We start from the raw sequence: 10,427 nt of genomic DNA, 5'->3' as shown, positions 1-10,427 counted from the left end.
GCCGATTTGGGGCGCGAATGGTGCAACGGGGCGGACACGGCGCGCCCCGGTGCACCGAACACGCCCCGATGTCGCGCCTTCGGCGTGGCCGACACTGCCGTGGCTGCCCCGCCGGGCGCCGCGGCACACGCCGCGGCGGGCCCTCGGCACAGTCCGAGCCCGCGTCGGCTAGAATACGAGGATGCTTCGGCGCTTCCGGCGCCGCATCCACCCCATCCCGCCGAACCAGGAGGTTCCCCATGGCCGGACGTGACAAGGGCATCATCGACCCGCCCATCGACGCACTGCTCGACAAGGTCGACTCGAAGTACCAGCTGGTCATCTACGCGTCCAAGCGTGCGCGTCAGATCAACGACTACTACTCCGACCTGCACGAGGGCAACCTCTTCGACAACGTCGGGCCGCTCGTCGACTCGACCGTCGAAGACAAGCCGCTGACGATCGCGCTGCACGAGATCCACGAAGACAAGCTGCGTCTGCGCGCTGCGGAGTAATCTCCCGGCGAGACCCGCTCACACGTGAACTGTTCACAGATGTGACGATGCCCCGGACGGCCGTGCGCCGCCCGGGGCATACTTGTGCCCGTCCCCACCTCGCTACCCTCCCGGAGTCGCCTTGACCGACCTGCGCCTGTTCACGTCCGAGTCCGTCACCGAAGGACACCCCGACAAGATCTGCGACCAGATCTCCGACAGCATCCTCGACGCCATCCTCACCGACGACCCCACCGGTCGCGTCGCCGTCGAGACCCTCGTCACGACCGGTCTCGTACACGTCGCCGGCGAGGTGTCGACCAGCGCCTACGTCGAGATCCCGGCGATCGTGCGCGACGTGGTCAACCGCATCGGCTACACCTCCAGCGACACCGGCTTCGACGGCGAATCGTGCGGCGTCTCGATCTCGATCGGCGCACAGTCGTCCGACATCGCCGCGGGCGTCAACAAGGCGTTCGAGCAGCGCGAGCGAGGCTCGGTCGATCCCCGCGACCTGCAGGGCGCGGGCGACCAGGGCATCATGTTCGGCTTCGCCACGAACGAGACCCCGCAGCTCATGCCGATGGCGATCTGGACCGCCCATCGCATCGCCGAGCGCCTGGCATCCGTCCGCAAAGACGGCACGCTCCCCTTCCTGCGCCCCGACGGCAAGACGCAGGTCACCCTCGGCTACGAGGGCCTCGTTCCACGCACCGTCGACTCCGTCGTGCTCTCGACGCAGCACCACCCCGACATCTCGCAAGAAGACCTGCGCGCCGAGGTACAGGCCGCTGTCATCGACCCCGTGCTGGCCGAGACGGGTCTCGAGCTGCCCGACGTCAAGTACTACATCAACCCGGCCGGCCCGTTCGTCATCGGCGGCCCCAAGGGCGACGCCGGTCTCACCGGTCGCAAGATCATCATCGACACCTACGGCGGGGCCTCCCGTCACGGCGGCGGCGCTTTCAGCGGAAAAGACCCGTCGAAGGTCGATCGCTCGGCCGCCTACGCCATGCGGTGGGTGGCGAAGAACGCCGTCGCCGCGGGCCTCGCCGACCGCCTCGAGGTGCAGGTGGCCTACGCCATCGGCAAGGCCAACCCCGTCGGGTTGTACGTGGAGTCGTTCGGAACGGCGCACGTGGCCGACGACGTGATCGTGCGCGCGATCCGCGAGGTGTTCGACCTGCGGCCCAAGGCCATCGTCGACCAGCTCGATCTGCTGCGCCCGATCTACGCGCAGACCGCGACCTACGGCCACTTCGGCCGCGAACTGCCCGACTTCACCTGGGAGCGCACCGACCGCGTCGACGAGCTGCGCGCCGCCTCCGGGATCTGAGCGTGCAGCACGGCCGCGGGCCACGCGGCTCCGTCGGCGTTGCGCGTCTCGGAGTTGTGGGCATCGGTGTCGCGGGTCTTGGCGGCGCGCGAGCCGGCGAGGCGGGCGCCAGCATGGTCGGCGTTCCGGGCGTCAGCGCTGCAGGTCTCGGCAGCACGCGCGTCGGCGCCGCGGACCTCTGCACCGCGGGCCTGGGCACCGCGGGCCTCGGCAGCGCGCATGATCGCGCCCGCGGGAGTAGCTCGTGAGCGAGCGCCGCGTGGCGCGCGTGCAGCTCGAGTCGCCCGTACCGCAGCTCGATCGCCTGTTCGACTACGCCGTGCCGCACCCGCTTGTCGGCGACGTCGCACCGGGTGTGCGGGTGAAGGTGCCGTTGCGCTCGGCCGGCCGCATGATGGACGCCTTCGTCGTCGAGGTCGTGGCCGATGACGGCAGCGAGCGTCCCCTGTCGTCGATCGAGACAGTCGTCTCGCCGATGCCGGTGCTGCCCGAGCGGCTCTACACGCTCGCGCGGCGGGTCGCCGACCGCGCGGCGGGATCGGTGAGCGACGTGCTGCGCCTGGCCGTCCCCAAGCGCATGGTGCGTGCCGAGAAGGCCTGGGCGGCCGCCCCCGCCCCCGAACCGCCCGAGGTCGTTCCCGCCGCCCTCGAGCGCGCCCACGAGCTGCTCGCCCCCTACGCCGACCTCGCCGCGGCGATCGACGGCGGCGAGCGCATCGCCGTCGATGCCCCTCCGCATCCGAGTGCCGACCTGCCGCGCGGCGCGTGGGCCGATCTTCTGGCCGCCGCCGCCGTGCACACGTTGGCCCGGGGACGCAGCGCCGTGCTCGTCGTTCCCGACTACCGCGATCAGGCGCAGCTGCTGGCGGCTCTGGCCGAGCTGGTGACCCCGGATGCCATCGTGCGCGACGATTCCGATCAGTCCGGCCCCGCCCGCTACGCGCAGTATCTGCGTGCCCTCGCCCCGGTGCCGTGCATCGTGGTGGGTCGTCGATCGGGTGTGTACGCCCCGGCGCACGATACGGGTCTCGTGGCCATCTGGGACGACGGTGACTCCCTGCTCGCCGAGCCCCTGGCCCCGGGGGTGCACGCGCGCGACGCCGCCCTGGTGCGGCAGGAGCTCGAGGGCTCCGCCCTGATGTTCGCCGGGCACACCCGGACGACCGACGTGCAGCGCCTGGTCGAGGTGGGGTACGTCCGTGAGATCGTGCAGACCCGTCGCCCCAGCCCGCGCATCGTGCTCAGCGCCACCCGCGAGGGCGAGCAGCGCATGTCGCGCGTCCCGTCGTCGGCGTTCGCGGCGGCCCGTGAGGCGCTGAAGAGCGGTCCCGTGCTCGTGCAGGTCGCACGTCCCGGGTACGCGCCGTCGCTCGTCTGCGCCGACTGCCGTCGCCCGGCCCGCTGCGCGCACTGCGCGGGGCCCTTGCGTGCCGCGCGGCCGGGGGCGACCCCGGTGTGCTCCTGGTGCGGGCGCAGTGCCCACGCCTGGACGTGCGGGCACTGCGGGTCGGCCAAGCTGCGCATGGCGTCGTCGGGCAGCGAGCGCACCGCCGACGAGCTCGGTCGTGCGTTCCCGAACACGCGGGTGATCGTCGCCGACGGTGCGCATCCGGTGGCCGAGGTCGACGACCAGCCCGCCCTGATCATCGCCACTCGCGGGGCCGAGCCCCTGGCACGTAAGGGCTACCGTGCCGTCATCCTGCTCGACGGTGACCGCATGCTGCAGAGCGAGGCCCTGCGCATCGCCGAGAGCTGCCTGCGCTGGTGGTCGAACGCCGCCGCCCTCGCCGCCCCCGGCGCTCCGGTGCATCTGGTCGGGGTCGCCGGTCCCGTCGCCCGGGCGCTGGCGACCTGGACTCAGCCGGCCTACGCGCGCGGCGAGCTCATCGAGCGTGCACCGCTGCGCATGCCGCCCGCCGTGCGGGTGGCCAGCGTCGACGGGCACACTCGCAGCGTCGACGCGCTGCTGGCGTCACTGCGCGAGACGGTGCCCGAGCTCGACCCGCTGGCCGTCCTGGGCCCGGTCGACACCTCCGAGACCCCCGACGTCGCCACCTCCCGGGCGCTGGTGCGCTTCGACTACGCACAGGGACGCGCGGTGGCCGAGGCCCTGCGGGCCGGAGTGATCGCCGACGCTCTGCGCGCGCGCAAGTCGCGGAAGAATCGCGGTCCCCAGCCGCGCAGTACGCTCAGAGTTCGTCTCGACATCCCCGAGCCCGACCTGTGAGCGTGCGGCGATCCCGACCACCCGCTCCGCACAGCCCGCTTCGAACCGTCTGAGGAGAACCATGCGCCTCGTCTTCGCCGGCACCCCCGCCGTCGCCGTCCCCTCGCTCCGTGCCCTGGCATCCGGTCCGCACGAAATCGCCGCCGTCGTCACGCGCAGTGATGCACCATGGGGCCGCAAGCGCGTGCTCACGCCCTCGCCGGTGGCGCAGGCCGCCGACGAGCTGGGCCTGCCGGTGATCAAGGCCGACCGCCTCGACGCCGACGTCACCGCCCGCATCGCGGCGCTCGAGCCGCAGCTCGGCGTGATCGTCGCCTACGGCGGGCTTGTGCGCGAACCGCTGCTGTCGACGCCCTCGCACGGGTGGATCAACCTGCACTTCTCCCTGCTGCCGCGCTGGCGCGGCGCCGCCCCCGTGCAGCGGGCGCTCATCGCGGGCGACGCGGTGACCGGGGCCAGCGTCTTCCAGCTGGTCGCCGCTCTCGACGCGGGCGACGTGTTCGCCGAGGAGCGCTACGCCGTTCCCTCCGGTGCGACGTCGTCCGACGTGCTCGACGCCCTCGCGGAGCTCGGCTCGCCCCTGCTGGCCCGCGTGGTCGACGACATCGCCGCCGGAACGGCCGTCGCCACCCCGCAGGCGGGCGAAGCGACCGTCGCGCCCAAGCTCGTGCTCGCCGACGGTGCGCTCGATCTCACCCGCGACGCCGAGGCCCTCCTGCACCAGATCGCCGGGGTCACGCCCGAGCCCGGCGCCCACACCACGCTCGACGGCGCCCGGTTCAAGGTGCTGCGGGCGACCCCCGCCGACGCGCCGCCGCTGCCGCCCGGGAGGGTCGCGGCATCCGGAAGAGACGTCATCGTCGGCACCGGCACGACGCCCCTGCGCCTCGAGAGCGTGCAGCCCGCCGGTAAGGGCGCCATGGACGCGGGGGACTGGTTCCGTGGTCTGCGCACGAGCGATCCGGTGCTGGGCGCATGATCGTGCAGGGAGCGCGTTCGGTCGCGTACGACGTCCTGCGTGCGGTCTCGGGTGACGAGGCCTACGCCAACCTGCTGCTCCCGCACGCGATCGTGCGGGCGAAACTCGACGCGAAAGACGCCGGTCTGGCCACCGAGCTCACGTACGGCACCCTGCGCCGTCGTGGCACGTACGACGCGATCATCGCCGCCGCCGCCGACCGGACGATCGACCGAATCGACCCGGCGGTGCTCGACGCCCTGCGGCTCGGCGTGCACCAGTTGCTGTCGACCCGCGTGGCCTCGCACGCCGCGGTCAACGAGTCCGTCGAGCTGGCGCGTCGCCACGGCGGTGGCAAGGGCGCCGCGGGCTTCGCGAACGCGGTGCTGCGCCGAGTCTCGCGCGACACCCCCGGCCAGTGGATGGACCGCATCGCCGCCGAAGCCCGCAGCGACGACGAGCGCCTCGGGCTGACGACCTCACACCCGGTGTGGATCGTGCGGGCGCTCCGCCGCGCCCTGACCGCCGAGGGCCGGGCCGACGAGCTCGACGCACTGCTCGCGGCCGACAACGTCGCCCCGCGGGTCGCGATGGTCGCCCTCCCCGGCCTCGCCGAGGTTCCCGACGACGCCACCCACACGCCGTACGCCCCCACGGCGTTCCTCACGCGCGGCGGAGACCCCGAGGCGCTCATCCGTTCTTCCGGTGGCCGCATCCGTGTGCAAGACGAGGGATCCCAGCTCGCGGCCCTCGCCCTGAGCCGCGCGTTCCCCGTGCGCGAGGGAGAGCGCTGGCTCGACCTGTGTGCGGGTCCCGGCGGCAAGACCGCCCTGCTCGGTGCCGAGGCCCTCGCCCACGGTGCGCACCTCGACGCCAACGAGATCGCCCCGGCGCGCGCGGGGCTCGTGCGCCAGGCCGTGGCATCCGTCCCCCTCGACATCGAGGTGAGCGAAGAAGACGGCCGCGAACGCGCGACCCGCACGCCGGGGGAGTACGACCGCATCCTCGTCGATGCCCCGTGCACGGGGATCGGGGCGTTGCGACGCCGTCCCGAGGCGCGGTGGCGCAAGACTCCGAGCGACGTTCCCGACCTCACCGCTCTGCAGCAGGACCTCGTGCTCGCGGCTTTCGAGGCGCTGAAGCCCGGGGGAGTCGTCGCCTACGTCACGTGCTCGCCGCACCTGGCCGAGACCGCGGGCGTCGTGGCCGAGGTCAAGCGCGCCCTGGGCGATGCGGTGGAGGAGCTCGATGCCCGCGCCGTCGTGCGCGACATCGTCGGTGAGCCGATCGATCTGCCCGACCAGGCCGACGGTTCGCTCCGCGCGCAGCTGTGGCCCCACCGCCACGGCACGGATGCCATGTCGATCGCCCTCCTGCGCAAGCGCTGACACGCTCACCACCGCGTGAGTCGCCACGATTTGTCGCTCCCACGCCGCCTGCGGCGACAAATCGTGGCACCTCACGCATCCCTGCACCGGGGGCCGCCGACCGGCGCGCCCATAATGGTCGAGTGCCTACCGACGCCCCGCGCATCAACCCGAGCATCCTCGCCGCCGACTTCGTGAACATGGAGGCCGAGCTCGCACGCATCGCGGGCGCCGACTTCGTGCACGTCGACGTGATGGACAACCACTTCGTGCCGAACCTCACGTTCGGGCCGCAGATGGTGGGCCGCATCCAGCAGACGAGCCCGGTGCCCCTCGACGTGCACCTCATGATCGACGACCCCGACCGCTGGGCTCCCGCCTACGCCGAGCTGGGTGCGGCGTCGGTCACCTTCCACCTCGAGGCCGCGGCGTCACCCGTGGCCCTGGCCCGGCAGTTGCGCGCGATGGGCGCGCGCGCCGGAGTGGCGGTGAAGCCCGGCACCCCCGTCGAGAACCTGTTCGACGTGCTGAACGAGTTCGACCAGATCCTCGTGATGACCGTCGAACCGGGTTTCGGGGGCCAGTCGTTCATGCCCGAGACGATGCCCAAGCTCCGCTCGCTCGCCGACGAGGCGAAGCGCCGCGGCTCGGCCGTCTGGCTGCAGGTCGACGGCGGCATCGGCGAATCGACGATCGCCCAGGCCGCCGAGGCCGGGGCCGACACCTTCGTCGCCGGATCCGCCGTCTTCGGCGCCGACGACCCCGACCGCGCCATCCAGTCCCTCCGCGCCTCCGCCGCCCGCCACCACCACTGAGCCGCGCCCGCGCCACGCCCGGCACAGCGCCACCGCCCGGCGCCGCGTCTCGGCCCATCGCGTGTCGCCCTCACGCATAAACGCTCTTCCTGCGCATAAACGCGCTGCCGTACCGTTTGCGCGCAGGATCAGCGTTTATGCGAGGTGACGGGGGCACCCGGATGCCGTCATCGGGGCCGCGTGAGCGCTGACGGCCTTTCCGCGGCGCGTCGCCCCGCCCGCCGCGGGCGCCACCCACCCCGCCGCACCCGCAGCCGGGACCGCCGCCGCCCGCCGCCCACCCCACCGCACCTGCCGCCGCCGCGCGCCACCCACCCGACCGCGCCGCCCCCGACCGCCGACCGCACCCCTGCGGGCATCCCCACCCCCGCCGACCCGATACCCTGGAACCGTGAAGACCTTCGACGACCTGTTCGCGGAACTCAGCGCCAAGGCCGTCGAGCGACCCGAGGGGTCCGGCACCGTCGCTCAGCTCGACGCGGGCGTGCACGCCATCGGCAAGAAGATCGTCGAAGAGGCCGCCGAGGTATGGATGGCCGCCGAGTACGAGTCCGACGACGCCGCCGCCGAAGAGATCTCGCAGCTCCTCTACCACCTGCAGACGCTCATGCTGGCCAAGGGATTGTCGCTCGAGGACGTCTACCGACATCTCTGAGCCCCGCTCCTCCTCCCACAGCTCACCCCACACGAAAGCCCCCGTCATGCTGCGAATCGCCGTGCCGAACAAGGGGTCGCTCGCCGAAACCGCCGCCGAGATGCTCTCGGAGGCCGGGTACACCGGACGACGCGATTCCAAAGACCTCTACACCGTCGACCCCGTCAACGAGGTCGAGTTCTTCTACCTCCGCCCCCGTGACATCGCGACCTACGTCGGCTCCGGCGCGCTCGACGTCGGCATCACCGGCCGCGACCTGCTGCTCGATGCGCGCATGCCCGGCGCCCGCGAGGTCGAGTCGCTCGGCTTCGCCGGTTCCACGTTCCGCTTCGCCGGCCGCCCCGGACGTTTCACCGAGATCGCCGACCTCGAGGGCCTGCGCGTGGCGACCGCCTACCCGGGCCTCGTCGATGCGTTCCTCGACGAGCGCGGCATCGCCGTCGACATCGTGCCGCTCGACGGCGCAGTCGAGTCCGCCGTGCAGCTCGGAGTGGCGGATGCCGTGGCCGACGTCGTCTCCACCGGCACGACGCTCCGTCAGGCGGGGCTCGAGATCTTCGGGCCCGTACTGCTGCAGTCCGACGCCGTGCTGATCGCCGGCCCCGAAGAGGCCCCCGGCACCGAGACGCTGCTGCGGCGCCTGCGCGGCGTGCTCGCGGCCCGCAAGTACGTGCTGATCGACTACGACCTGCCGGCGGCGCTCGTCGAGCAGGCCGTCGCCGTGGCCCCGGGCCTGGAGTCGCCGACGATCTCGCCGTTGCGCGACCCCGAGTGGGTGGCCGTGCGGGTGATGAGCCCGCGCCGCGACGTGAACCAGGTCATGGACGCGCTGTACGCGATCGGCGCCCGCGCGATCCTCGTCACCGAGATCCTCGCCGCGAGGCTCTGATGACCCTCGCGCGTCGCGTCATCCCGTGCCTCGACGTCGCGGGCGGCCGCGTCGTGAAGGGCGTCAACTTCCTCGACCTGCGCGACATGGGCGACCCCGTCGAACTCGCGAAGCTCTACTTCGACCAGGGCGCCGACGAGGTCACGTTCCTCGACGTGACCGCCACGGTCGACGAGCGCTCGACGACCTACGACGTCGTCCGCCGCACCGCCGAGCAGGTGTTCATCCCCCTCACCGTCGGCGGGGGAGTGCGCTCTGCCGACGATGTCGCCCGGCTGCTGTCGGTCGGCGCCGACAAGATCGGCGTGAACTCCGCCGCGATCGCGCGCCCCGCCCTCATCGACGAGATCGCCGACCGCTTCGGCGCTCAGGTGATCGTGCTCTCGCTCGACGTCAAGCGGGCGGCATCCACCCCCTCGGGTTTCGTCGTGACCACCCACGGTGGGCGCACCGAGACGACCCTCGACGCCCTGGAGTGGGCACGCGAGGCCGTCGAACGCGGGGCCGGCGAGCTGTTGGTCAACTCGATCGACGCCGACGGCACGAAACAGGGCTTCGACCTCGAACTCGTCCGCCTGATGCGTCAGGTGGCCGCCGTGCCCGTCATCGCCTCGGGCGGCGCGGGAGCACTGGAGCACTTCGCCCCGGCGGTGCAGGCCGGTGCAGACGCCGTGCTCGCGGCATCCGTCTTCCACTCCGGTCAGCTGACCGTGGGTCAGGTCAAAGACGCGATGGCGTCCGAGGGGATCGAGGTGCGCCGGTGAGCGTCGACCGCGTGAAGTACGACGCCGACGGTCTCGTCGCCGCTGTCATCCAGCAGTTCGACTCGCGCGAGGTGCTGATGGTCGGGTGGATGGATGCCGAGGCCCTGAGCCGCACGCTGACCACGGGCCGGGTGACCTTCTGGTCGCGCTCGCGTCAGGAGTACTGGCGCAAGGGCGACACGTCGGGCCACATCCAGCTCGTGAAGGGGGCGCGCCTCGACTGCGACGGCGACACCCTGCTCATCGAGGTGGACCAGATCGGCGCCGCGTGCCACACGGGCGACCACACCTGCTTCGACGCCGACGACCTGCAGCCGGTCGTGGGGGAGCGGTGATGCGTCGCGCCCGATCGATGTCGGTGCTCGCGATGCTGCTGGCCGGAGCCATCGGCGTCATCTCGTCGACGCAGACGTGGATCGATGTCACCCTCGACGACGGCGCTCAGCAGACGCTCGCGGTGCCCGGCGCCGAGGCGCTCCCGGTGCTCACTCCCCTGAGCCTCGCCGCCCTCGCGCTGGGAGCGGCTCTCTCGATCGTCGGCCCCGTCCTGCGCTATGTCTTCGGTGCCCTGGGTCTCGCGATCGCCGCGCTCGTCGGGTTCGGCACCGTTCAGATGCTCGTGGCCACGCCCGTCTCGGCGACCGCCGCCACGGTCACCGACGCCACCGGCATCTCGGGAACGGATGCCGTGGCCGCGCTCGTGTCGAACCTGTCGCTCACCCCGTGGCCCGCGGTGACGCTGCTCGCACAGGTCGTGCTGGCCGCGGCCGCCGTCTTCACCCTCGTCACCGCGCGCGGCTGGACGTCGGGCGCGAGCCGCAAGTACCGCACCGCCACCGAGGCGGGCGCCGACAGCGGCCGCCCCCACGACGCGATCGACTCGTGGGACGATCTGTCGCGCGGCGACGACCCCACGGCCTGATCCGCCGCGCGGCGGCCGGGT

Annotated in this window: 11 protein-coding genes; all 11 read left to right on the top strand. The window is 72.4% G+C overall.

Annotated features, from left to right (window positions below; genetic code table 11):
- Window positions 1-239 precede the first annotated feature (239 nt).
- The 11 genes from rpoZ (at window position 240) to ASF96_RS14110 (ending at window position 10,406) form a co-directional block, all read left to right on the top strand.
- On the top strand, window positions 240-494 hold the full coding sequence (gene rpoZ / locus ASF96_RS14165; RefSeq protein WP_055837405.1) for a DNA-directed RNA polymerase subunit omega: 255 nt from the start codon (window positions 240-242) through the stop codon (window positions 492-494).
- Window positions 495-615: 121 nt separating this feature from the next.
- The gene (metK, locus tag ASF96_RS14160; RefSeq protein ID WP_055940216.1) at window positions 616-1,809 is read left to right on the top strand and encodes a methionine adenosyltransferase; all 1,194 of its coding nucleotides are present in this window, start codon (window positions 616-618) and stop codon (window positions 1,807-1,809) included.
- Between the two features lie 244 nt (window positions 1,810-2,053).
- A complete protein-coding gene (locus ASF96_RS14150) occupies window positions 2,054-4,036 on the top strand; it encodes a hypothetical protein (RefSeq protein WP_055940212.1) in 1,983 nt (660 codons plus the stop codon).
- Between the two features lie 61 nt (window positions 4,037-4,097).
- Complete coding sequence (fmt, locus tag ASF96_RS14145) at window positions 4,098-5,015, top strand: methionyl-tRNA formyltransferase (RefSeq protein WP_055940210.1); 918 nt, start codon at window positions 4,098-4,100, stop codon at window positions 5,013-5,015.
- The gene (locus ASF96_RS14140) at window positions 5,012-6,382 is read left to right on the top strand and encodes an RsmB/NOP family class I SAM-dependent RNA methyltransferase (protein ID WP_055940208.1); all 1,371 of its coding nucleotides are present in this window, start codon (window positions 5,012-5,014) and stop codon (window positions 6,380-6,382) included. The genes fmt and ASF96_RS14140 overlap by 4 nt, the downstream gene beginning before the upstream one ends.
- 122 nt (window positions 6,383-6,504) lie before the next feature.
- Window positions 6,505-7,176 carry a ribulose-phosphate 3-epimerase gene (gene rpe / locus ASF96_RS14135; RefSeq protein WP_082509713.1) on the top strand — a complete coding sequence of 224 codons (672 nt, stop codon included), beginning with the start codon at window positions 6,505-6,507 and terminating at the stop codon, window positions 7,174-7,176.
- Between the two features lie 391 nt (window positions 7,177-7,567).
- The gene (locus ASF96_RS14130; protein ID WP_055940206.1) at window positions 7,568-7,831 is read left to right on the top strand and encodes a phosphoribosyl-ATP diphosphatase; all 264 of its coding nucleotides are present in this window, start codon (window positions 7,568-7,570) and stop codon (window positions 7,829-7,831) included.
- Between the two features lie 46 nt (window positions 7,832-7,877).
- On the top strand, window positions 7,878-8,720 hold the full coding sequence (hisG, locus tag ASF96_RS14125) for an ATP phosphoribosyltransferase (RefSeq protein WP_055837425.1): 843 nt from the start codon (window positions 7,878-7,880) through the stop codon (window positions 8,718-8,720).
- The gene (gene hisF / locus ASF96_RS14120) at window positions 8,720-9,484 is read left to right on the top strand and encodes an imidazole glycerol phosphate synthase subunit HisF (protein WP_055940204.1); all 765 of its coding nucleotides are present in this window, start codon (window positions 8,720-8,722) and stop codon (window positions 9,482-9,484) included. Before hisG ends, hisF begins: the two co-directional genes overlap by 1 nt.
- Window positions 9,481-9,819: a phosphoribosyl-AMP cyclohydrolase gene (hisI, locus tag ASF96_RS14115; protein WP_055837432.1), complete on the top strand. Its 339-nt coding sequence runs from the start codon at window positions 9,481-9,483 to the stop codon at window positions 9,817-9,819. The genes hisF and hisI overlap by 4 nt, the downstream gene beginning before the upstream one ends.
- Window positions 9,819-10,406 (top strand): Trp biosynthesis-associated membrane protein, encoded by a 588-nt coding sequence (locus ASF96_RS14110; RefSeq protein ID WP_055940203.1) that lies wholly within the window; start codon window positions 9,819-9,821, stop codon window positions 10,404-10,406. Before hisI ends, ASF96_RS14110 begins: the two co-directional genes overlap by 1 nt.
- The last annotated feature ends 21 nt before the right edge of the window (window positions 10,407-10,427 follow it).

It is taken from the genome of Microbacterium sp. Leaf179, assembly GCF_001423785.1.
GTDB lineage: Bacteria > Actinomycetota > Actinomycetes > Actinomycetales > Microbacteriaceae > Microbacterium.
Note: the sequence above shows the minus strand (reverse complement) of the source record. Positions and strands in the feature narration are given on the sequence as shown.